The 23927-nt window shown below is 35.8% G+C and carries 15 protein-coding genes; 6 read left to right on the top strand and 9 right to left on the bottom strand.

What is annotated here, in order from left to right:
* Positions 1 to 3: 3 nt before the first annotated feature.
* The 7 genes from L6471_RS03370 to L6471_RS03340 form a co-directional block, all read right to left on the bottom strand.
* Positions 4 to 1383 carry an HlyD family secretion protein gene (locus L6471_RS03370; RefSeq protein ID WP_074614186.1) on the bottom strand — a complete coding sequence of 460 codons (1380 nt, stop codon included), beginning with the start codon at positions 1381 to 1383 and terminating at the stop codon, positions 4 to 6.
* Entirely contained in the window at positions 1376 to 3703 is a 2328-nt protein-coding gene (locus tag L6471_RS03365; RefSeq protein ID WP_237796838.1) for a peptidase domain-containing ABC transporter, read from the bottom strand. The genes L6471_RS03370 and L6471_RS03365 overlap by 8 nt, the downstream gene beginning before the upstream one ends.
* 1 nt (position 3704) lies before the next feature.
* On the bottom strand, positions 3705 to 5147 hold the full coding sequence (locus L6471_RS03360; RefSeq protein ID WP_237796837.1) for a nucleotidyltransferase domain-containing protein: 1443 nt from the start codon (positions 5145 to 5147) through the stop codon (positions 3705 to 3707).
* 182 nt (positions 5148 to 5329) lie between these two features.
* Positions 5330 to 5665 carry a hypothetical protein gene (locus tag L6471_RS03355; RefSeq protein WP_237796836.1) on the bottom strand — a complete coding sequence of 112 codons (336 nt, stop codon included), beginning with the start codon at positions 5663 to 5665 and terminating at the stop codon, positions 5330 to 5332.
* A gap of 561 nt (positions 5666 to 6226) precedes the next feature.
* The gene (locus L6471_RS03350) at positions 6227 to 7795 is read right to left on the bottom strand and encodes a helix-turn-helix domain-containing protein (protein WP_237796835.1); all 1569 of its coding nucleotides are present in this window, start codon (positions 7793 to 7795) and stop codon (positions 6227 to 6229) included.
* Between the two features lie 311 nt (positions 7796 to 8106).
* Positions 8107 to 8472, bottom strand: a complete 366-nt coding sequence (locus L6471_RS03345; protein ID WP_237796834.1) for a hypothetical protein — start codon at positions 8470 to 8472, stop codon at positions 8107 to 8109.
* Positions 8473 to 9361: 889 nt separating this feature from the next.
* Positions 9362 to 9763, bottom strand: a complete 402-nt coding sequence (locus L6471_RS03340; protein WP_237796833.1) for a hypothetical protein — start codon at positions 9761 to 9763, stop codon at positions 9362 to 9364.
* 216 nt (positions 9764 to 9979) lie between these two features.
* On the opposite strand from L6471_RS03340, the gene L6471_RS14240 reads away from it, so the two are divergent.
* From L6471_RS14240 to L6471_RS03320, 5 genes are all read left to right on the top strand, one after another.
* Complete coding sequence (locus tag L6471_RS14240; RefSeq protein WP_027453957.1) at positions 9980 to 10339, top strand: DUF6769 family protein; 360 nt, start codon at positions 9980 to 9982, stop codon at positions 10337 to 10339.
* An 82-nt stretch (positions 10340 to 10421) separates the two neighbouring features.
* Entirely contained in the window at positions 10422 to 13574 is a 3153-nt protein-coding gene (locus L6471_RS03335; RefSeq protein WP_237796832.1) for an efflux RND transporter permease subunit, read from the top strand.
* Entirely contained in the window at positions 13571 to 14800 is a 1230-nt protein-coding gene (locus tag L6471_RS03330; RefSeq protein WP_081657122.1) for a TolC family protein, read from the top strand. The genes L6471_RS03335 and L6471_RS03330 overlap by 4 nt, the downstream gene beginning before the upstream one ends.
* 9 nt (positions 14801 to 14809) lie before the next feature.
* Entirely contained in the window at positions 14810 to 15985 is a 1176-nt protein-coding gene (locus L6471_RS03325) for an efflux RND transporter periplasmic adaptor subunit (RefSeq protein ID WP_237796831.1), read from the top strand.
* A 2133-nt stretch (positions 15986 to 18118) separates the two neighbouring features.
* The gene (locus L6471_RS03320) at positions 18119 to 18994 is read left to right on the top strand and encodes a helix-turn-helix domain-containing protein (protein ID WP_237796830.1); all 876 of its coding nucleotides are present in this window, start codon (positions 18119 to 18121) and stop codon (positions 18992 to 18994) included.
* Positions 18995 to 19119: 125 nt separating this feature from the next.
* Here the strand turns inward: L6471_RS03320 and L6471_RS03315 are convergent, their stop codons facing one another.
* Positions 19120 to 19743, bottom strand: a complete 624-nt coding sequence (locus tag L6471_RS03315) for a flavodoxin family protein (RefSeq protein WP_027453963.1) — start codon at positions 19741 to 19743, stop codon at positions 19120 to 19122.
* A 100-nt stretch (positions 19744 to 19843) separates the two neighbouring features.
* Positions 19844 to 21205: a glycoside hydrolase family 28 protein gene (locus L6471_RS03310; protein WP_237796829.1), complete on the bottom strand. Its 1362-nt coding sequence runs from the start codon at positions 21203 to 21205 to the stop codon at positions 19844 to 19846.
* Positions 21206 to 21868: 663 nt separating this feature from the next.
* Here L6471_RS03310 and L6471_RS03305 point away from each other — a divergent pair.
* Entirely contained in the window at positions 21869 to 23866 is a 1998-nt protein-coding gene (locus tag L6471_RS03305; RefSeq protein ID WP_237796828.1) for a BCCT family transporter, read from the top strand.
* The last annotated feature ends 61 nt before the right edge of the window (positions 23867 to 23927 follow it).

The following is a 23927-nucleotide window of genomic DNA, read 5'->3' as shown; positions in this document are numbered from 1 at the left end:
TGTTTAAAAGTTAATGTTTTTTCTATCATTATTCAATTGTCCGCAACTTTCTTGCTGACTATCATTTTTTTGCTTTTCATTAACACGCTGTTCCTCTTTTATTCTACTGGCAGACGTAGCCCCCTTAAGCCGATTGAATAATTTTAATATCAACTTTTTCTTTTGCGTAATTATGTCTGCTTGTCCATACATTGTTTCAGCAAAAGACAAACGTATACCATTATCACTTACTAACCCAAATGGAAGATCGATATACACTAGATAACTTTTGTCTATAGAGTTAAGAGAAATATCTTTGACACACCCCCTTAATGATCCATACTCTTGATAAGGATAAAGGGCCATTTTTATATTTACAGAGTCTCCTAACCTTACATCACCTGCCCCCTCAGCTGGAAGCATAGCTGTTCCGTAGAATTTGCTATTCTCATAAATTACATTGAATACAGGCTCTCCGACAGTAATAAATGATCCGTTGGAAATAATATTTGCCAATTCAATGACGCAATTTCCAGGAGCAATAAAGGCATATAACTTTTCCCAGTTCTTAATCTGAATTATCAAACTATGATAACTTTCACTTAATTGAATCTTTGCATCATTTTTTGCTGAATAATATTGGTCGTCTACTTGATTAATCTTAGCCCCTCCCTGCGTAATATTCAGTTCTGCTGTAGTAATCTCATTCTCAAGCGAAACTATCTTGTTCTGTGTATTCATATAATCAAGAATACTTTTATCCATGTCATCTTTAGTGATGGCATGTTGTCGATAAAGAATTGAATCCTGCTTCACATATTTAGCTTTGATTCTTTTCTCTTCCTTATATGACTCTAATAATTTTTTTCTATTTGTTAATGTCTGATAATTCTTTATGAGTTCACTTCCCAATATATTGGCAGAATGTTCATAGTCATTTTTATTACTTAATAAAAGATGATATTTAATATAGGCCAGTTTAAAGGTGTAAAACGAATGCTCTATATCACCTAATAATAATGGTCTTTCCAGCAATTCTAAAATATCATTTTTATTCTCCCATATGTTATGCTGAGCGAGCCACTTATTAAGATATAACACATCTTTATAGTTAGCTGAATTCTCAAGAACTGCTAGATATTCCCCTTTCTTACATCGTTTTTTTCTGTCATTACTTAGCAACATGATTTTTCCATTTGATTCTGCTTTGAGCGTTATAGGAGGATTTACAGAAGTTACTTTTACTTCTGCCATTACTGTTTCTGGAATTTCAATAATAAAACTTAATGTCAAAATTAAAAGAATAAAAATGGTGATGCCATATATGGCATATGTTGTATAGGATTCCGGTATTCTTCTAGCAACGTCATAAAATTCCTCTGTATGTAAATTTTCACTATTCATTTCTTTTCATTTCTTTATACATGTTCATTTGTAAAATCAATTCTTTCAAGGCCTCTTTTGAAGTGTTTTTAGACTGTGATTTTTGTTCGATATTGGTGTACTGTTGTGCAAATTCTTGATTTTTGAAAAGTTCATAAAAATATGTACCTTTTTTGAAAAGATTGGAATAGGAACCTGTTTCCTTTATCATACCATCCTTAATAACGATAATATAGTCAGCTGCTTTTACTGACGATATCCTATGAGCTACTAACAGGGTTGTTGGATGTTTTGATAACTGCTTGATAGAGGATATGACAGAGAATTCATTATTAGAATCAAGTGAACTAGTTAATTCATCCAAAAATAAAAACTGTGGACTACCATAAAGAGCTCTAGCTAAAAGCAATCTCTGTTTCTGTCCTTCGCTAACACCTTTACCATTTTCGCTTATATAAGTTTCGAAGCCCATAGGCCTGCTCTCTATATCCTTAAGAACGTTTGCCATCATGGTTACTTTTTTAACCTCTTCTGCATTAAAATCTCGGCCAAAAACGATATTATCAAGTATCGATTCATTTAATAACTGGCTATCTTGGGTTAGAACACCAATTCGACTTCTCCATTCATTAACCGGTATTGAACTAAGATTTAATGAGCCGATTTTTATCTTACCATTACATGGCATATATAAACCTGATACGAGTTTGAGTAACGTTGATTTTCCGCATCCACTTTCTCCTACAATCGCTATAAGTTTTCCTCTTGGCAATATACAGTTAATATTTTTTAGCACATAATCATCATTGGCACCATACTTATAATATAAATGATCCAAAATGATATCATTATCAAAATCGATTAGCTTTGGATTATCAACTTTTGGCATTAATTCATCTTCAGATTTTTTACTAAGTATTTCAAACACACGCATATAGCTGATATTTGCTAGCTGAATATTTACGATAAATTGAATTAGGCTTTCTGTTGGTGTTACCAACTGACCTAGTATGTACTGAATTGCAATAAGCATACCCATTGTCATCTGTCCTTTGGAAACGAACATAGCTCCAATGTATATTAATAATAATTTTTTAATAGAATTAATTAATGAAGAGCCCATATTCTGCATCTGGTCTGCATTTAGCATCTTGATTCTTGTCTTGAACAATTTTATTTGGATTTTCTCCCATTGCCAACGCTTAAAATTTCCATAATTGTAACTCTTGATGTCTGACATATTTGAAAGCATCTCTATCCATTCACTTTGATTCTTGGAAATATTTCCAAAATATCTAATATCCATTTTTTTTCTTATCGACCAGAAAAATAGGATCCACATAATATATATTAAGCTAGAAGCGAGAAATACGATAAAAATCGTAAAATTATAATATGCCAGTATTATCCCAAAAATAATCAGCTGAAAAAAGGCCAAAACAAATTCAAAGCCTGTAGACATTATAAATGCTTCTAGTCTATCATAATCATTATTCCTTTGTATTATATCACCCATCAAGCGTGTTTCAAAGAAATTTAGAGGAAGTTTAAACATCTTTGATATATAATCTGCTTGCATAGACAATTTAATTTTTGCTCCAAAATGAGTGCTCATCAACTGTTTTATCCATAAACTTAAAGAATTGCTAAATGTAAGGACTAGACTTGACACCATTAAAAGAGTTATGAAATCATAATCTTTGGTAGGAATTCCTACATCAATAATATTTTGGGTTATTATCGGAAAGAAGACACTGATGACAGTAACTACTAACGTTAGTAAAAATACCTTAAATATGCTTCTTTTATCAAGTTTCATGTAATCCCACATGAATTTTGCGACATCTAAAGTTGATGAATTTGATTTTATAGTACTCCCAACGCTGTTGAACTTATTTGTTGGCTCAACAGCAATACAGATGCCCTTTTTCGTTTTTTTTCCAGGTTCTGGTTCGACATTTGCCAGCCATGCTGATGCAAATTCTGTTAAGTTGTATCTCTTAAGCCCTTCCTGTGGATCTGAAACATAAATGTGTTTATCCGTTATTTTATAGACAACAACAAAGTGATGTCCTTTCCAATGAACAATACATGGTAGAGGTACTTGATTACGAAACTTCCAAAAGGATAATTTGAAAGCAGAACTTCTCAAATTTAGTTTTTCTGCAGCTTTAATTAAATCATAAACAGATACACCTGCTTTTTTTATACCGCAAATTTCCCGTAGAAATTCAAGTTCAAAGAATTGACCATAAAATTTGCAAATTAATTGTAGGCAAGAAGGACCACAGTCTTTGCTTTCTAACTGATGTGTATATGGAAATTTATTAAATAATGCCATTCTATTTGATTAAATTGAAAGTATTATATACTATATATAATTTTTCAACAGATTCCAACCCATAAATACCTAGTACATGGTTTAAAACATTAAATCTTAATGCATGTAAAGGGTTTGAGAAAGAAAAACTATTAAATAATTCACAATCTTTGTATTTTTCTATAACTTGATTTAATTCTGATGCTTTTTGCTTTAAAAAAATGTCATTATTATTAACGACCAAGCTTTTTAATCTTGACTTCGATGATTTATACTTATTTCTCATATCACAAATGATAGTTTCTTTTCGATCTACTATTTGGGATACATTGTATAATCCAAAAGTATCTGTTACTTCAGGTAAAAGTCGCATAATAAACTCTTCAACAAAATCTTTTTGAGGAAATAATAAAAGCAGATTATATGTAAAGGTATACGATATTAATAAAATTATATCATTATTATTTTCTTTCACGATATAGTCAGAAAGTTCTGAAAAAATAATTTGAAGTTCTGAGCTACAATTTTGATTTCCCCAAAAGCACACTTCGCTATAAAAAGACTGAAATGGAAAACAAATATGATGTTTAAGTCTCTTTCTTAAGGAAATTATAGATTTCTGAATAACTTTGTAGAAATCTGCATCATCAGAATTGTTAGACACCCGGAAATATAACCCTCTTGGCATAAACTGAGCCTGTCCTATATAAAAGATTTCACATGTATAAGATTTAAATATATTGTACATTTCCTTAACATCTATGTTCTTCGTCTTGAATGGATGCACTTCTGGTATGTATATTAATAAATTATCCTTATTTATGGGAAGTAAAGTAGACTTTATTGTTGAACTACTTTTCAATCTTCCACCTAAAGGAACAAGCATTTTATCTATTTCTTCAATAAAATCTATTTTATTCTTGCTATTAAGATAACTTTGCAAAATACTATATAATTTCTTATAGTAAAAAGGCTGTTTTATTGCAGATTTATCTTCATATTTACCATTTCCATACTTATTTTGATAGTAATATTTACCCAATAGAGAAATGATAAAAGAAATTGTGAATAAAGGTGTTTCATTTGATTTTTCTATATATTCAAGAGCATCTGTTATCTGACTTCTAAAAATTAGTAAACTAGAATTATCAAAGGATATATCTCTCTTATCTAACGTAGTTTTAATATGTTCCAAAATCCCCTTTGGATCATAAATAATAATGCTTGTTTTGAACATATGATAAAAGAGGAATTCACTATTTAAAATATCTGAAAAAATAACAGAAGCTATCTTATTTAATGGTATTAGAATAATATGAAACTTCTTGTTGTCATAAAATAAATTTTCTGATGTTTGTCTTGCAACATCTTTTGAAACAATGACTAAATCAGTATCAGAATCTTCTGTATATTTTTCAGTTGCCCTGCTACCAGTTAGCATGATGCCATCAATATGTACATTCATAAAGAATTCCTTTATGAAGTCAATTATATATGAAAATTTCATTATTTAAACACGGACTTGTTTTTTACTTTACAACCTAAATTGTTTACCACTGCTGTTCCATTTAGAAATCTTCCAGTCCAAGTTGACTCGATATATAGTAATCAGTTGACTAATTCCAGGTAAAGGCTTCTTTTTGCATCTTAGTCTTCTACCTCTAAAATATCTTGAAAAACTATTTCTGAAGAAGAATATACTTCAAATCCATAAGTTCCAATATCAGACAAATTGAACTGATAATCAGCACTATCGACATCACCCAAAGAGACTACATCATACAGTGAACCATCTTTATATTGGACAACAACAACATTGTTTAATGAAGTAATTATGTGCAAATTCGCCTTCTTAGTGATATAATCATAAGATAGTACTATAGGCTGCTGACGTTTGGGAGTTCTCTTGACCCAAGGCAACTTGACAATTACTACATTGTTGTCTGGTTGATTACCTTCTGCATTAGCTTCGAATGTACTCATGCTAAACATTGCACATATAATAATTAATAATGATTTAAGCTTCATAAATTAAGTTGAAATTGGTTTTATTATCGTTATGATGACATTGCAAAAATAATTGTAACTTTCTCTAAAAGCAAGAAATTATTTAAATATTTCATTTACCATGTTGCATTCCACAAAAAACATATATAACTAATATTCAACAACTTACAAGATTGTTGCAAAAATGCATCGGACTTAATTTAAGCGCTACAAAAGTGAAAAGGTAATAATTACTATAAGTAAAAAAATATTTTGCTCTAATTAAAAATATACGAACAATAAAATTACAATATTAATAAAGACGTTCCTCAAAAGTGACCTGATATTTTTATATTAAGTGGTTAAGATTAGTAAATATTTTACTCAATACTGTATAAGAAGCTACATCTAATATTCATTTATATAATCAAAATTACTAATATAAAAAAACAATCCATACCAAATCGTACTAAGTTTCTCAACCATTACAAAAATATATTACCAAATGAACTTATCAAAAAGATTATTCGAGCTTTTCAAAATTTATGTTTCAAATAGCTACTCTGCAACTTTATATTTCTTTGATTTTATTCGAGATTTATTGGATCTAACTGTACTAGGACTTATTCCCATAATATATTGCACCTCCTTATCACTCTTACCCATATGATATAATATTTGAAAAAACTGGTTCTTTACCGTAAGACCTGAGTAGTCTGTCTCAAGATGATTTACATAGAAAAGATCTATCAATTTATAATACTCAATAAACCAAACAAACTCATTATGTCCCCATTTTACGACAGTAAAGTTTTCATTCTTCATAGACTCATACAACTGTTTTCCTTTGTATAGGACTGTTTTATTATCGTTTTGAATACTATCGATTTTATGTTTCAGAATAGTAATTGTCTTTTGGCTCTCACTATCATTAGCATTTAAGGCTTCTATTTGTTGATTATACATGCTGATTAATAATTGATCATGCATAAGTTGTTTCTGATTCTTGTTATATTTGTATTTTCGATATACTAACAATATAATTAATACTAGAACACATACGACAAACAGAATAATAATTAATTGAATAATTCTTCTATACTTTATCTTTAAAAATACAAGATCATAATATGATTGAACGTTTCTAATATTATCGCTCTGTATTTTCTGATTGATAGAATCACTTTTACTTAAAGCCTGACACATATAATAATAAGCATCAGAAGAATACCCTCGATCATTGAGTCGAGAAGCGATACTTTGCAGAACTTTTATCTTCTCACTAGATTCAGCCAAAGGATATGCCTTTTTAAGAAGACTAATCGACTTTGCCATATCATCTTGATAGACGTTAGATAAGCCAACATAAGCAGGCGCATTCTTTTTAAGTTTTAGAGACCTATTATAATACATCTCTGAAAGATGAGGGTCAATATTAAGATAAAAAGAACCAATATTTGCCAAAAACAAGGCTTGATCAGCTAATGGTATATATTTAAGCATAGGCTCGTTTTGGTCTAGATAATATTTCATACTGTCTTTTCTGCCGATATTATAGTATTCGACTGCTAAACTTCCCAGTGCATAAGCTATCCAATTGAAATTCTTACATTCCTTAGACAACTTAAGGGTTTCCTTGGAATAACAAATTGCAATTTTATTTGCCCCCATTGATTCATTAATATAAGCCAATCCTTCAAGAATTTTATGTCTTAAAGAAAGATTGTTAATATCACGAGACAATAGTTCTGCTTTTTTATAGTTCTCAAGGGCAATGTTATATTTCTCGTTAACAATATAAATACAACCTTTATAATAATACGAATCTGCTAATCTTTTATTGTCCTTTATTTTGTCATAATAAGCTATACTGTAATTAATCATACTGTCATTCTTAATATCCTTGTTTTGAAGATAATCAATTCTTGTCTTCAACAGGTTATATAATGCCCTATCTTCATCTCTATCAACACTCAAAACAAGGTTTAATGTAATAGAAGCCGAATCAAGTTCGTCACGATCCAACAACGTTTCCACTTCTTCCAAAGTGTCATATGAATGATCAGAATTGCAACTAAATAGTAGTAATGACAATAAATATATAATCAGAAAACGCTTCGCTAACATGTATATCAAGTATTAAAGAAAGATAATTAAAATTTACTCTATATCATTAGATTACTTAAAATCAAATATCAAACCAAAAGTAATAAAAATAAACAACTATGCAAAAAAAATAAGTTTACCCTTTTTTTAATTAACTTTTTAAACGATAGATTTATGTAATTTAACACAACAAATAAGAACTAAATTGTCACACTTTCCTCACATTGACATTATGATTGCAACAAGGAAGAATCAAGGCTTAGTTAGAGAGCATGGGTAACCGCCAAAGGTATAACAATATACCCTTGACGGATACAGGGTTGACAGATGGTTTACCTTATAACAATTCCCTTCTGATGTATTTTCTCTTGTTTTCTTTTATACATATCATCTATGAACTGCTTTCTCAGTAGCCACTGCTTTAGAAAAATTTTAGATTTCGTTTTTACCATAACTATTTTTCCCGTGCGAGGTGCTACTAAGTCATAGATTGGTCCATCTTTCAATATATTTATAGAAACAACATCAGCTGTATCTATTTTAGCCATATCTTCATCACCAATTTCAACACCATCAACAAATATAATAGGGTACGCAAGTGTAACAGAGTCGATATCGCTGTCCCATGTTATGGTCTGTTGTGCTTTTCCTTGTAAACTAACAAGAAGAAATACAAAAAATAATAGTTTCTTTTTCATAGTCATTAATCGTTTACTAAAGTTTCTATTTTTTTTGCGAATATAACAAAAAAATATTAAACAAAAAATCTTGTTTTAAAAAATTGGTTTCTTTAACATATTTCTCCATCCTTGCATTATAGGATAGCAATGAGGTATGCACTTTTAACTATGCTGAGTAGTTACAGTACGAAAACAAATATATGAATCAGTCATTATATATTAATAGAGTATAATTTATGTTATATAGGTGAAAATATCTAATCAAAAAGAACAACATATTGCTATGTGTAGTACCTTTGAAGCAGATAACTATCGTAAAATACATTTACTGTTTTGGTAAACTTAATAATCATGAATAAATAAAATACGGATGGAATTTAATGTATTGTATGAAAGCGCATTTCATTTCAATGGTAGCAAAGGAGTATAATGACTTAGATATTTGGAACAAATAATATAAAAATATAACAAATGATGGAATTTTATTATATCATACATTATGTAATATATCGCTACTACAGAAGACATTTAGAAACCAGTGAATCTTCGATTATATATGCTTTCGGAATTATTAGTGGGTTATCTTTAGTATTTATAAATGGAATAGATTATTTTATGCATCTATTCTTTAACATACCGAGGTTCTTAAATAAAGTATCAATCTTGGTATGTGTAATTTTATGTATGATATTCAAATATATAGTATTATTCCGAAATGAGAGATATAGAGAAATTTTTAACGAATACGATAGGCTAAGAGATGAACCGGAAATGATAGCAAAATGTAGACAAGCAAAAATATTCAATTATAGCTTATTGGTTATCGATATAGTTACACTTTTTATAATTGATTACATCAATAATCACAAATAACAAGTGCCTATTTTTTAGGAAAAAGAGCTGTAGATTATTTGGTTAGTGTCACTACGGCATCATAAGTGTTTCCGTTGTCTGCTGTAATCTCGCTTTCGGCTATGAGCTGTTCATTTGAAAAAGATAGAATAGTCCATACCAGTTTACGTTCAGATCCATCACTCTCTTGATAGGTGATAAAGATGGCTGCATCACCAGCTCGATAGGTTCCCGTAGCCTCTGTGTTGTCACCCTTCAAAGTAACTTTGCCATTTTCGTCAAATTCGATGTAGCGGTAGGCTACTTCTATCGATGTATCATTGTTGAGCAACTCGTAATCAAGTATCCAAAGTCCGGGTAGGGCATCATTAATGGCCCCCGAATCTTCTAACTTGTCGCACGATGTACTGCATAAAAGGCAGAGCATCAGTAAAATAGTTCGTATAATCGATTTCATCTTGGTTTATAATTATTAAGTCCGAGTAATTTGCTGTATATAAAGTTTAATCGGAAGACGAATAGACAGTTCTTATATTTTTTTCCAAAATTATATATATATTTTCTTCTGTCCAAATATTTTAGAGAATAAAGTAGAAGATATATGATTATTATCATCTATTTTGCCTTTTGCAACCGAGTTGCAAAAAGAAAATGATATCTTTGCAATCGAAAAATGAAAAAGGCTCTCTATATATACCATCTGGTGTTGGCAACTTTTTTGATGTTGCTAACCACAGTGATACCTCATCACCATCATGATGATGAGATATGTATAGAGGTGGAACATGCTGATCATAAGGCAGAGCATGATTCGAGTTGCATCAAGCATATGCTTACTATTCAGGCCGATGATTCTGTGTCGAGACAGACACATGTTTCAGTGCGTTTTGTTCCCCTTTATGCCTTTTTCCGAACTTTATCACGGAAAGCCTTGATGCAGCCTGCAGTCCGAGTGGCATATGCAGAAGTATCAACTTTTTACCATTCTCCCCATACACGGGGCTTCCATTCTTTACGGGCTCCTCCGTTATAGTTTTAATTGTAGAATGTACATGTGATAGCATGTGCGTGAATATACGATAAAAACTATTTGAAATACTTTTTTAGCAGTAAATATGATTACTAAAATCATTCATTTTTCCATAAACCACAAGTTTATGGTACTGCTCTTATTGGTTGCTATCATCGGTGGCGGCCTATACAGCATGCGTACCATTCATGTGGATTCAACGCCTGATATTACAGATAATCAGGTGCAGGTGATTACGTCATCACCTAATCTGTCAACGCTTGATATCGAGCAATTTGTAACGTATCCTGTAGAGCTTGCTATGAGTAATCTGCCGGGTGTAGAGGATATCCGATCTGTATCCCGTTTTGGTCTGTCTGTGGTAACGGTTGTCTTTCGCGAAGACATGGGTACTTATCGACCAAGACAGTTGGTGAAGGAGAAACTCGATGAAGTAGAAGAACAGATACCAGAAGGGTTCGGTAAACCAGAAATGGGACCGATTACCACCGGTTTGGGCGAGATATATCAATATACCCTTGTACCTAAAGATACCGCAAAATATTCCCCTCAAGAGTTGCGTACAATGCAAGATTGGGTGATTAAGCGACAACTTGCTATGATTCCTGGAGTGGTAGATGTCAACTCGTTTGGTGGTAGTATCAAACAGTATGAAATTGCCCTTAGTTCAGAACAGTTAAATTCTCGTCATGTATCGATGCAAGAGGTATTTGAAGCTCTCTCTAAAAATAATGTGAATACTGGTGGCGCCTATATCGAGAAAGACCACATGGCGAGTTTCATACGTGGCGAAGGACTCGTGAAATCGATTGATGATATCAAAAATATCGTTGTAAAAAATGAGGAAGGTGTACCTGTGCTTATTAGTGATGTAGCTGAGGATGTTCGTTTCGGGCATCAGGTTCGCTATGGCGCGTTTACCCAAAACGGACACGAGGCTGTAGGTGGTATGATCTTGATGCTTAAGGATGCTAATTCTGATCAGGTAGTCAAGGCTGTTAAGGCCCGTATCGAGGAAGTTCAGAAGAGTTTGCCAGCTGATATTCAGATAAAACCGTTTCTTGATCGTAGCAACTTGATAGAGCGTACTACCAGTACCATTGCTCAAAATCTTATAGAGGGTGCACTTATTGTTATCTTTGTACTTGTACTGTTGTTGGGTAGTGTACGAGGTGGTATCATTACGGCATCAGTAATTCCACTGGCCCTGTTGTTTGCATTTATTTTGATGCGCATTTTTCATGTCTCGGCTAATCTGATGAGTTTGGGTGCTATCGACTTCGGTATCATCGTAGACGGTGCGGTGATTATTGTGGAAGGTATTGTACACAAGATAGACCATCTTGTACATCATCACGGTGAAAAAGTCGATTCTAAATATATGGACCATATTAGTTATGAATCGGCTTCCACAATGATGGGGTCTGCCTTTTTCGGACAACTTATTATCCTTATCGTCTTTACCCCAATATTATTTCTTACAGGTGTAAGTGGCAAGATGTTTCAGCCTATGGCGTACACTTTCGCTTTTGCAGTGCTCGGAGCTCTAATACTCTGTCTTACCTATGTACCAGTGGCTAGTAGTCTCTTGCTCAGACCGGTGGGGCATTCTCGCAACAGTATTGTGCGTATGGAGAATAGTTTGAAACATTGCAGTGAGTGTATAATGCTTCGTATACAGCGTATATATGAACCTGTACTTCATTTTTCGCTTTCGCATAATCGCTTCGTGTTAGGTATAGCTATTGCCCTCTTTACGCTATCAGGCTTTATCTTTAGTCGGATGGGAGGTGAATTTATTCCAGAGCTTGATGAAGGTGATATCGCTATGCAGACATTTCTCCGTCCTGGTAGTTCGCTTGAAGAAACCATTAAGCGTGAGGAGGAAGTGGAGCGTCTGTTGTTAAAGCATTTCCCAGAAATCAAGACAATCTGTGCCCGTATTGGTGTTGCTGATATCCCGACCGACCCGATGGGATTCGACTATACCGACTCATTTGTGATACTCGAAAAGGATAAAAGTAAGTGGAAAAATGCCAAGACAAAAGAAGAACTAATCAAGAAAATGCTTGAGAAGTTAAATACCCTTCCAGGATTGAACTATTCTTTCTCACAGCCAGTGGCTTTGCGATTTAATGAACTCCTTACTGGTGTGCGTGAAGATATAGCAGTGAAGGTATATGGCGATGATCTCGATACGCTGAATATTATTGGCGAAAAGATTGTTAATATTGTTTCAAAGATAGATGGTGCTGAAGATGTCGCTCTAGAACGAACAGCCGGTTTGCCACAGATCACAGTGAAATACGATAGACAACGTATCGCCCGTTATGGACTTGACATTGACAAACTTAACAACTATGTAAGTGCAGCTTTTGCTGGAGCCAAAGCTGGAGTTATTTTTGAAGGCGAAAAGCGATTTGACATGGTGATTCGTCTGGATCAGAAAGAACGCAAGAGCATCGAGGATATTAAGAATCTGTATGTTGACCTGCCCAATGGATCGCTCATTCCTCTGAAAGAAGTTGCTGATATCAGTTATGAGCCTGGACCTATGCAGATTAGCCGTGACAAAGCTTCGAGACGCATCTATGTGGGGGTGAATGTGCGTGGTCGAGACGTACAGTCGCTTGTAGACGAAATACGACATAAGATAGACCGACAGTTGAAGTTGCCTATTGGCTATCATATTACTTACGGAGGTGAATTCCAAAATCTTCAGGATGCACGCGATCGTATGACTATTGTGATGCCGATAGCCCTACTGCTCATTTTTGTATTGCTTTATTTTGCCCTAAAATCAGTGAAGCAAGCTCTCATGATCTATATAGCGGTACCACTCGCTACTATCGGTGGCATTTTGGCCTTGGCTTTAAGAGGTATGCCGTTTAGTATCTCGGCTGGTGTTGGCTTTATTGTACTCTTTGGTGTAGCAGTGCTTAACGGATTGGTTTTGATCAACCGTTTCAACACTTTGCAAAAAGAAGGTATGAGCGATATTCGCCAGCGCGTTATTCAGGGTACTCGTGAGCGATTACGACCTATCCTAATCACGGCTACAGCTGCTATGCTCGGATTCTTACCTATGGCCATTTCCGGATCTGCAGGAGCAGAGGTGCAGCGCCCATTAGCAACCGTTGTTATCGGTGGACTCTTGACGGCTACTGTTCTCACACTGGTCATTGTTCCTATATTATATACACTCGAAGAAAAAGTCGGTAAAAACAAAAAAATATGAAGTATTCTGTATTAACATATCATAAGATAATATTGAAGGCTATCGTCTTCTTGGGGGGCTTCTTCGTTGCTGGCCTCGGATTATCTGCTCAGACCTTGGATAAAAATAGGCTCAGTATCCAAAGCATCGGACTGAAAGAGGCTCAAGACATTGCTCTTAAAAATTATCCGTCGATGCGAGCTGCTAGACTCCATACGCAGAGTCAGCAGGCGCTTACACCATCAGCTTTCGATCTGGGTGAAACCGAACTCTCTACAGGGGGTGAAGAAATCGGTAAAGGTAACGAAGCAACTTACACGCTTATTGCTCTGCGACAAAATTTCGATATCTTTAGTATTGGAGCCAAGAAAAGTTTCCTACAGCAACAGGTCAAGGTGGCTGAAGCTGAAGAGCAAGTGTTGGAGCGTGAGATCATGCGCCAGGTGGGTATTGACTATATTCATGCATTGGTGGCACACCATCGTACACAGGTATATATGCATCTGGATTCGATATATAGTGACTTCGAAAAGGCAGCTAAATGGAGATATGAAACAGGGGCAACTTCTCAACTGGAATATATCAGTGCTCACCAGCAGACTTCTCAAAATAGGTTGGCGATGCGACAGGCGCTGATGAATGAGAAGATAGCGCTGCAAAATCTAAACCGTTGGTTAGGTGAAAAGGCTTCCTATTGTCCGAAAGAACTCATTCTGCCAGATGAAAGTAATGCTCGATTAGCAGAGCACCCCAGTGTGAGTCTGGCTCGTGAGAAAGTAAGGCTTGCTGAGCAGCAGATGAAAGCTGAAAGAGCAGAGTTTCTGCCTAAACTGTATGTACAGGGTGGCGCCCAAAAAATAGGAGATAAGTCGGGTTACTGGCAGTATGAAGTAGGGGTGAGCCTGCCGCTATTTAGCAAAACTCGGGGTGCAAAAGCTAAATCAGGGCAATTGCAGCGTGAAGCCGAGCAAGCTCGTCTGGAACAAACCCAATTGCAGTTACAAAGTGAACTGCAGACCCTCAAGGCCAGTGATGAAAAATGGAGTGAGCAACTGAACTATTATCGTGAAGTGGAATTACCCTTGGCCAATGAATTACAACGTGTCGCTATCCGATCTTACCAACAGGGAGCTATCTCGTATATGGACTTTATCCAAAATATAAAGGAGGGTATCAAGGTGCAACTTGACTATTGGGATACCTATCGCGAATATTTCAGCAACCGTATGAATATGCTATATTATTAAGTTATCAAAATGAAAAAAATATTTCTATATATGACACTTGCCGCCATGACATGGACAAGTTGTACCAATTCATCTAATCAGGAGAATAAAGTGGAAGAAGAGGAAACTTCCGAAATCGAGTCAGAAGTAACAGATGTTACCCTAACCGATGCACAAGTGAAGAAGTTGGGTATAACTTTTGGTGCTTTACCTACCCATGAATTTTCAGGAGAGATTGAAGCCAATGGCAAGTTGGCTGTGGCTCCTCAAAGTCAAGCTTCGGTATCTCCTTATACCGGTGGTAATGTAAAACAGATACTCGTACGAGAAGGACAGCAAGTGACCAAGGGACAGGTATTGGCACTGCTCTCTCATCCCGATTTACTCGACGTGCAGAACCGCTATCTTGACGCCTATAATCGTCTTATTTATGTAGGTAAGGAATATGAACGTCAGCGTAAACTCTACAGTGAGAAGATTGGTTCGGGTAAAGATTATCAACAGATTCTTTCAGAGTATCGTCTGCTTCAGGGACAACTTCGTACGACAGGTGCTCAACTTCGCATGATGGGCATTCATCCGGCATCTATAGTCCGTGGTAAAACAGTAACAGCTATCGCCCTTCGGGCACCGATTGCCGGTACTATAGAAGAGATTTCGGCTGAAATCGGACAGTATGTCGATAACCAGATGACGATGTTTCATATTGTGAATTTTAGTAATATCTATGCAGATCTGTTGGTATTCGAGAAAGATTTGCCCAAGATACGAGTAGGGCAGAAGGTAAATTTCGAACTGAAGTCTGGCTGTGGCGATAAATTTACGGGCAAGATAACTTCTGTAGGCAGAATATTCGACAATAGTCCGAAAGCAGCTCATGTGCGTGCTACGATAGTAGGACCGAAATGTGAGTTTGTTGAGGGGCTCTATCTTTGTGGAAAAATAGCCTCTGATGCGCACAAGATGTATGCCCTGTCTACAGAGGGTATAGTCTCTGATGCAGGTAAAACCTATGCCTTTACGGTAAGTAGAGGTAAGGGCTCTTACACTTTTCATCCAGTAGAGATAAACACGGGGAAAGAAGAAAACGGCTATGTAGAGCTGAAACTGATAGATAAACAGAGTCTTCATGCACAGTTTGCTTTGAATGGAGCTTATTATATATTGTCAGAGATGAAGAAAGCTGAAACGGGTGAGGATGATTAATCCTCACCCCCTTTTTAAGTCGAAATAACTATTGATCCTTGATACATGTCAAGAATACACCTAAAATGTGCTGAAAAACATAGAATTGTTTGGTGTGTTCGTACACAATGCGTATCTTTGCAGTGTAAAAAGGAAATAAAAGAAAGTATAACGAGACCAATAGGGGTCTCATAAAGATGTAGAAAGGATAATAATTATGATGACATTAATGGTAGTTTTAGCAGTAGTAGTAGCAGTAGCAGCAAATGCAGTAAACGTAAACAACAATATCGCTGCTAACAAGTAAAAAAAGGTAAAGTAGCTGTCGATGTTATATGACAGCCTTACAAGCAAATTCTTAAAAACAAAATATATAGACCGGATTTCTTCGAATAGAAGGAATTCGGTTTCTTTTTTGTTGTATTAGTCGATTGTATACCTATCAATTTAATTTTTTATGTGTCGAAAAGTGTAGCTTTACAGTAAATTTATGTGTTGAAAAGTGTAGCTTTGCAGTAAATTTATGTGTCGAAAAGTGTAGCTTTACAGTAAATTTATGTGTCGAAAAGTGTAGCTTTACAGTAAATTTATGTGTCGAAAAGTGTAACTTTGCAGCGAATTTATGTGTCGAAAAGTGTTACTTTGCAGTAAATTTATGTGTCTTTATTCTTCTTTTTGTTCAAAGCTATGTAAGTGCCCTATAAAAGTATGATCATGTAACCACTATACTTTTGTCACGTAAACATTATACTTTTATCACGTAAACATCATACTTTTAGATGGTCAATATTATACTTCGTAATCTATTGGTTATGCTGATAGAGATAGAGGTGTGTGCATGGTGTCTTTATGATTGTGCATAGTGTACATACGTTCAGGATTCGAATGCATGCAGTCAGAAATGTAATCTTTGTGAGATTTTTTAGCATGAGATTTTCTACACTGGTGTTTTGTTAAATCATTTGACAAAAAACAGTGTCACGAAAAATCGTCATCTAGCTCAAAATTTTCAACTTTTGGTCAGCCCATTTGCTACCTGGCGACTGCAGTTAACGCCCACCTCCGGCAAAACCCAAGCTCCTAGGGTGTAAAAGCTTAGGGTTTATCTCGTAAAGTCATAGGTCTTATCGAGTAAACCCTAAGGTTTTGACCCCTAGGAGCTTGGGTTTTGCCACCCATTTTCCAATTGAAAAAAATGGTACTGCGTAACCTCCTGATAATCAGGCAGATGTAAACTGCCGTAAAATTCGCGAATTTAAGTCTTTCCAGCACAGCTGCGACGAATTCGCCACTTACAGAGCCGATTATGTCAAAAATTCTCGCCAAGAGCGCAAAGGCGCCAAGTTTTTTTAGTGCGCGAAGAGTTTAAGAGTATCAAATCTCACGCAAAGAACGCAAAGCCGCAAAGTTTTTTAGGATGCAAAGAGTTTAAGAATATCTCTTATTTTGTGGATACATCCGTATCTTTTTGTAGAGGCTTCATACTCTTTAATATCTTTGCGTCTTTGCGCTCTTTGCGAGAATTTCTTTTGTCCAAGATATTTTTCCGGCATAGTTGCGTCGAATAGGCAAGTTACAGAGTAGTTGATGTAAAATCTCACGCCAAGAACGCAAAGACGCAAAGCTTTTTTAGGATGCAAAGATTTTTAGAGTATCCGTTATTTTGTGGAGACATACGGATTTTTTTTGTAGAGGCTTTATATTCTTAATAACTTTGCGTCTTAGCGCGCTTTGCGAGATTTTCTTTAATCTTTTACACATTTGATTATATCTTTATATGATTTCATAAAAAATAGAATACATTTATCTTATCTTACCATAAAGGCAGATAATACGTTTATAATGATAATATGTCTATATATCTATTTTAATAATAAATACCATAGCTACTTTTTGTATGTTCTCACTTAAAGTAACTAAACGCGAATTCAACAAGCAAGTGCAAATTTAGTTTATATTCTTCATAAAACACTCTTTTGGTATTGAAAAGTTGAGTTTTGCTCTTGGCTAATGTGTTTAAATGTTGTAGATTTTGGTATATATTTCATATCTCTTCATGTTTGCTGAGAAAATCGACCAGTTAATAGATTACTTATGTTTATCATCTATTTATTGGTTAATTTTGTGAATTATACAATAAAATAGACTTAGCGAATGACTTGGATTTCATTTTTTTCTTCGATGCTTGGTGTGGAACGGGAAGAGTTTCCACAGAAAGAGTGTGTGACGGCTGAGGCTCAGGCTGAAAAGAAACCGGTAAAGCTACAGCCTGAAAAAATTGTGATTGTAGCTGATGAAAGTCACTATACTTCTTCATGTTTGGTTCAGTTGGCTGAAGAATATCCGGTGATAGTGTGTGAAGATGGACAAAAAGCGATGTTACAGATTTTGGAACATAAGCCGGCACTGGTCATAGCGAATAGCCAGTTGCCAACTATGAATGGTATTCAACTCTGTACCTGTATACGAAATAATTTTAATGTCAATGATATTCCTGTTATAATTCTCTCTGATCATCCTTCGGATCAGGAGCGTCTAGATAGTTTGGCATCAGGTGCCAGTGATTATTTTTGTATGTCGGTATCGCTTATCATGCTTCGTACACGTATACATAGTCTTATCAGTCAGTATAATACTGTAATCAAAAAGTATGCTGTGAGAGAAATAGAAGGAAAAGCCATACAAGAAATCAACTTGCAGACGCATGATGAGAAGTTGATGGAAAATATTTTAGTTGTGATTAGCAATAACATGAGTAACCCAGAATTGACAGTAGAAACCTTGTCAGAAGGTGTGGGCATAAGTCGAGGCCACTTGTATCGTAAGGTGAAGGAAATGACAAATGACACTCCGCATGCTCTTGTTCGCAAGATACGACTTCAACAAGCGGCTCGACTTTTAGCAGAGCATCATTATAATGTGTCGCGTGTCATGCGCGTTTGTGGCTTCCGTAATGCTTCTTCCTTTGCTCGTATGTTTAAGCAAACTTACGGTAAATCGCCAACCGATTTTATGAATCAGAGTTATTAAGCAGAAAACTTAATAACATGAATTTGTATAAACGTGTATGGGGAAGAATATGTTAACGTTTTCTTCCCCATATATATTGAAGGAAAGAATCTTATTTCGATAAAAGAATCTAAGAAGAACTGTGATTATCGAATAAAATTCATTGGATTCCAAGTTTCAGTTTCAGGTTTTTCAGCAGCTTCTACACCATGGAATTTTTTGAGCATCCATGCCATGTTACGACCTAGCTGTCGCATGGTCTGCATACCTTCTTTATCTTGAGCAGCCTCACCTGGAGTACGACCATAAGCGATGTTCCAGTACTGAGATGGAACTTGTGGCATATTCATCATTTCGAACGCCATGTTTAAGGTCTGGAATGCAGCTGAAGCACCACCACGGCGACAAATAGCTACATTAGCAACGGGTTTGAAGCGGAAAGCATTGCCTCCTGCATAAAGCATACGCTGAATAAGGGCCAAAAGGGCACCATTAGGTTGACCATAATAAACTGGCGAACCGAAAACAAAAGCGTCTGCTGTTTCTGCTTTCTCGATAATGCTGTTGCAGATATCGTCGTTGAATACGCAACGGTTATTTCCTTTTTGGGCGCAGGCACCACAGGCAATGCAACCACGAACGGGCTTGTTGCCAATCTCTACAATCTCTGTCTCAATACCTTCTGCTTCAAGGGTTTTGGCTATTTCTGATAACGCGATAAATGTGTTGCCGTTCTTTACGGCACTTCCGCTAACTAGTAGTACTTTCATCATGTTTTTGTGTAATTGTTTGTTGTTCGTGCGACAAAAATACATAATCTTTTTGAAAAATACGAGTTTATCAATAAAAGATTATATTTGTGCCTCTGTCTTATTTAAAGGAAACAGTTCCTGCATCCTGCAGAATTGTTTCCATGGATGAGCCTTTTACATTTTCATATGTAACCTGTTCTATAGGCTGTTCTGGAAGTCCTACCATTTTAATCAGAGTAGGGCACTGATCTATGCTGATATTTTTGAAGTGAATATTGCGGAATTTAGGCGTGAGTGCATTCGGTTCTTTTACCGCAAAACGTTCGGCTAGTTTTCCTACATATTCAGGAGAACCCAGCAAGTCCCATTTTATGGCAGTATATTTAGTCTGTTTGGCATGGATATTTTCCATCCAGACATTTTCTGCACCACCACCACGAGGACGACGAGACTTGAAATAGAGAGCAAAGCGAGGATGCTCCATTTCGATATCGTAGACATAGACATTGCGAATCATGGCAGCTGTCTCGCTTCCGATGGTAAATCCACCTGCAGCATTAACTACTTTGCAATGACGTATCACGATATTTTCAGTAGGGCGGTTGCGTTTGACACCATCCATGCCACGGCCAGATTTAAGCGTAAAACAGTCATCGCCACAGTCAAGTGTCGTATACTCTACAAGTCCATTGCGAGAAGAATCGAAGTCGATGCCATCAGTACGAGCGTGTCCGAAACTGTTGACGGTTACATCTCTTATGATGATATTCTCGCAATATACTGGTACGATATTCCAAAATACGGAACGTTCGAGAGTAACACCTTCGAGTAAAACATTACGGCTGTTGACAGGACCAAAGAAGGTAGGCAGACATATTTCTGCTTTCTCTTGATGGTCTATCGTATGTTTTTTCTGTCCATCAAATATACGTTCTTCCATTTTCATCTGCTGCAACTCCTCGCTGACTCCTTGCATTGTATGCTGCATGAGTTCGCAGTCTATATCTGGAGCAACCAGTTTACCTTTTCCGGTAACTGCAATATTTTCAGTTCCGTTGGCATAAATCATGGCACCTAAAGAATAGAGGTCTACACCTTCATTGCGTGTAGCCACCACGGGTAGATAGTCTGCAATGCGACCAGAAAAGTGTAGTTCGGCTCCAGCTTCAAGATGTAGGTCTACATGACTTTTTAGGATAAGTCGGCCTGTATACCATTTTCCTGCAGGAATGATGACATGTCCGCCGCCATGGTTGCTTACCTTATCAATAGCTCGCTGGATGGCTTTGGTAGATAGCTTGCCGATTTTAGCCCCCATCTTTCGGATATTGACTTTATAGGCAGCAAATGTAGGACGATAGAGTTGAGGCATATCGAATGGAGCCTGTATCGGTTCGATATGTGTGGGTACATTCCATTGTGCTTGAAGTTGCACAACAAGGGCCAATAAAAGGGTAGTCAGTACGATTCTTGATTTCATATTTTGAATAGCGTATATACGTTTATTAGGTTAAAACGTATAATCACTTCATTTTGTCCTCAATCCGTTTGATGAAGGTCAAGAAATGGCTTATTTTATGTTGTATAACATGTTTTTTCTTGTTTTTCCCAAAATAATGACTTACTTTTGCATTCGAAAATAGGGATTATAAGGTATGTAAGGGTAGCCAAGTGGCTTACTCATAAGATTTGTAGAAAGGATAATAATTATGACAGCATTAGTGATTGTATTAGCAGTAGTGGTAACCGCAATAGTTATGGCGGTAAATGTAAATAAGAATATCACTGCAGGCAAATAAGCCGCACGCTAATATGCAAATAAGCCGAGAATTTTCTCGGCTTATTTGCATATAGGTATAGACCTTCTCTTATTTTTTTTCTCTGATTTTTATTCACAGTATGTTTGATATCGTCATGGTTGATATGAAGCAACTGATGATAATCGAAAGCTACTTATTTTCGTTAGAGAAAAGTAAAGCGTTTCTTGAGTCTGTTATCAATTACAAATAAAAATTAAAGTACCTTGTCCACAATAAGGTAATTTTTATTTTTTTATATATTTGTGATAATTGTGAAATGAAACGCATCAAAACTCTTTCTATCCAAAAATACATCACTTCATTAACTTACAATTAAATGAAATATGATGAACAAATTAAATATTAAAACAACATTTACAAAAAAAGTAGCCTATCCTGGTTTACTAGTATTAATTCTTTTATCATTTTTAGCTGCATTATTTCCTGATGGGGTAAATGGTGTGCTAACAAGTATACAGAATAAAATATATAAAGATTTCAGTTGGGTATATATATTGTTGGTATCCTTCTTCGTGATATTCCTTTTTATTTTGGCATTCAGTAAAATGGGAAATGTCCGACTAGGTGCCGATAATTCCAAACCCAAATACTCATTTTTTTCATGGATATCCATGCTCTTTGCTGCGGGTATGGGTATTGGACTGATGTATTTCGGTGTAGCCGAACCAATGTCACATTATGTGTATCCGGCTCTACCAGAAATAACAAATCATGCCAAGGATTCACAGTTGGCTACATTCTTTCATTGGGGATTGCATGCCTGGGCCATTTTTGCAGTAATGGGACTTATTCTAGCTTATTTTTCATTTCGTTATAAGCTACCATTGAGTATTCGTAGTGGATTGTATCCTATACTTGGTGACAAAATTCACGGTTGGGTGGGTGATGTCGTCGATATCTTTGCATTGATAAGTACATTCTTTGGTATTTCCACCTCTATGGGCTTTGGTGTGATGCAGCTCAATGCCGGACTCGTGCATTTAGGTGTTCTTCATCAGTCAACCTTCCTTTTCCAATGTATTATAGTCTTGGTCGTTACAGTTATGGCCACGATGTCGGCTGTAGCTGGTGTGAATAAAGGTGTAAAGCGACTTAGTGAAATCAATCTTGGTGCAGCTATTGTATTGCTTCTCTTTGTATTGTTCTTAGGTCCTACAACCTTCTTGCTGAGCGCTTTTTCAGAAGGAGTAGGTAATTATATCCAAAAATTCGCCAGTTTAACCTTCGACACATTTGCTTTTGAGAAGGCAGGTCGTGGATGGTTTACCAGTTGGACTGTAATGTATTGGGCATGGTGGATTAGTTGGGCACCATTCGTCGGTCTTTTCATTGCTCGTATCTCTAAAGGGCGAACAATTCGAGAATATGTGCTGGCAGTATTGTTAGTACCTTCGCTCTTTATCTTCTTATGGATGACTGTATTTGGTAATGGTGCGATATGGATGGATAGAAATGTATTGCATGGTGCACTCAGTAAATTGGTTCATCAGCCAGATATTTTACTTTTTGCCTTCTTTGAGAGTTTTCCAATGGCAAAGGCTATTTGTGTGATGGCAATAGCAATGATTGCAATCTTCTTCGTCACTTCAGCTGATTCTGGAATTCTGGTTATGAATAGTATTTCAACAGCTAATAATCCTCATTCGCCTAAGTGGCAGAATGTGTTCTGGGGCATACTTATGGCCGTTATCACGATGGCTTTGATCTATGCCGGCGGACTACAATCGCTCCAGTCTATGACCCTTGTATCTGCACTTCCATTTGGATTGATCATGCTCGTACTATGTTTCTGTCTGTTCAAAGCCTTACGTACTGATGAACTCTATAATTCGGCTCATATGCCATATGGTAGTAGAAATTGGAATGGCGAAAACTGGAAACTACGTTTGCAGCAGATTGTGACATTCCACAAAAAGGAAGATATAAAGCGATTCTTCAACGAAAAAGTAGAACCAGCCTTTAAGGATTTGCAGGAAGAGTTTATGCAATATGGTATTCAAGCAGAAATCTTACGAGGAAAGAACGGTCCACTCTCAATAGAGCTAAACATTCCACATGACCGTATTCGCAATTTCCGTTATGGTGTGGCAGCAGAAAAACAGCAACTCTCTGATTATCTGATAGATGAGGATAATACTCCAGACGTAGATAATGGTATGCAGTATGTGCCAGTAACTTATTATACAGATGGACGTACGGGTAACGATATTCAGTATTTAAGTCAGCAAGAGATTATTGCTGATGTTCTTCGAGAGTACGACCGATATCTCTGTATTGTTGCTGATGAGCGTAATGCTATGGTATTTGTTGATAAGAATTAGGTGTAAGAAGTTCATATCATGATGTACCAATGAAAAAGGTACTCCTTTTTTGTCGTGTTGG

The sequence above is a fragment of the Segatella bryantii genome, assembly GCF_022024215.1.
Taxonomy (GTDB): Bacteria; Bacteroidota; Bacteroidia; order Bacteroidales; family Bacteroidaceae; genus Prevotella; species Prevotella bryantii.
This window is presented reverse-complemented; position numbering and strand designations above follow the sequence as displayed.

What these genes read in the sequence shown, in the direction of transcription:
- L6471_RS03325 (WP_237796831.1), top strand. Translation starts at nt 14,810, where the DNA reads ATGAAAAAAATATTTCTATATATGACACTTGCCGCCATGACATGGACA.
- L6471_RS03305 (WP_237796828.1), top strand. Translation starts at nt 21,869, where the DNA reads ATGATGAACAAATTAAATATTAAAACAACATTTACAAAAAAAGTAGCC.
- L6471_RS03365 (WP_237796838.1), bottom strand. Translation starts at nt 3,703, where the DNA reads ATGGCATTATTTAATAAATTTCCATATACACATCAGTTAGAAAGCAAA.
- L6471_RS03360 (WP_237796837.1), bottom strand. Translation starts at nt 5,147, where the DNA reads ATGAATGTACATATTGATGGCATCATGCTAACTGGTAGCAGGGCAACT.
- L6471_RS03350 (WP_237796835.1), bottom strand. Translation starts at nt 7,795, where the DNA reads ATGTTAGCGAAGCGTTTTCTGATTATATATTTATTGTCATTACTACTA.
- L6471_RS03340 (WP_237796833.1), bottom strand. Translation starts at nt 9,763, where the DNA reads ATGAAATCGATTATACGAACTATTTTACTGATGCTCTGCCTTTTATGC.
- L6471_RS03330 (WP_081657122.1), top strand. Translation starts at nt 13,571, where the DNA reads ATGAAGTATTCTGTATTAACATATCATAAGATAATATTGAAGGCTATC.
- L6471_RS03345 (WP_237796834.1), bottom strand. Translation starts at nt 8,472, where the DNA reads ATGAAAAAGAAACTATTATTTTTTGTATTTCTTCTTGTTAGTTTACAA.
- L6471_RS03370 (WP_074614186.1), bottom strand. Translation starts at nt 1,383, where the DNA reads ATGAATAGTGAAAATTTACATACAGAGGAATTTTATGACGTTGCTAGA.
- L6471_RS03355 (WP_237796836.1), bottom strand. Translation starts at nt 5,665, where the DNA reads ATGAGTACATTCGAAGCTAATGCAGAAGGTAATCAACCAGACAACAAT.
- L6471_RS03335 (WP_237796832.1), top strand. Translation starts at nt 10,422, where the DNA reads ATGATTACTAAAATCATTCATTTTTCCATAAACCACAAGTTTATGGTA.
- L6471_RS14240 (WP_027453957.1), top strand. Translation starts at nt 9,980, where the DNA reads ATGAAAAAGGCTCTCTATATATACCATCTGGTGTTGGCAACTTTTTTG.
- L6471_RS03320 (WP_237796830.1), top strand. Translation starts at nt 18,119, where the DNA reads ATGACTTGGATTTCATTTTTTTCTTCGATGCTTGGTGTGGAACGGGAA.
- L6471_RS03315 (WP_027453963.1), bottom strand. Translation starts at nt 19,743, where the DNA reads ATGAAAGTACTACTAGTTAGCGGAAGTGCCGTAAAGAACGGCAACACA.
- L6471_RS03310 (WP_237796829.1), bottom strand. Translation starts at nt 21,205, where the DNA reads ATGAAATCAAGAATCGTACTGACTACCCTTTTATTGGCCCTTGTTGTG.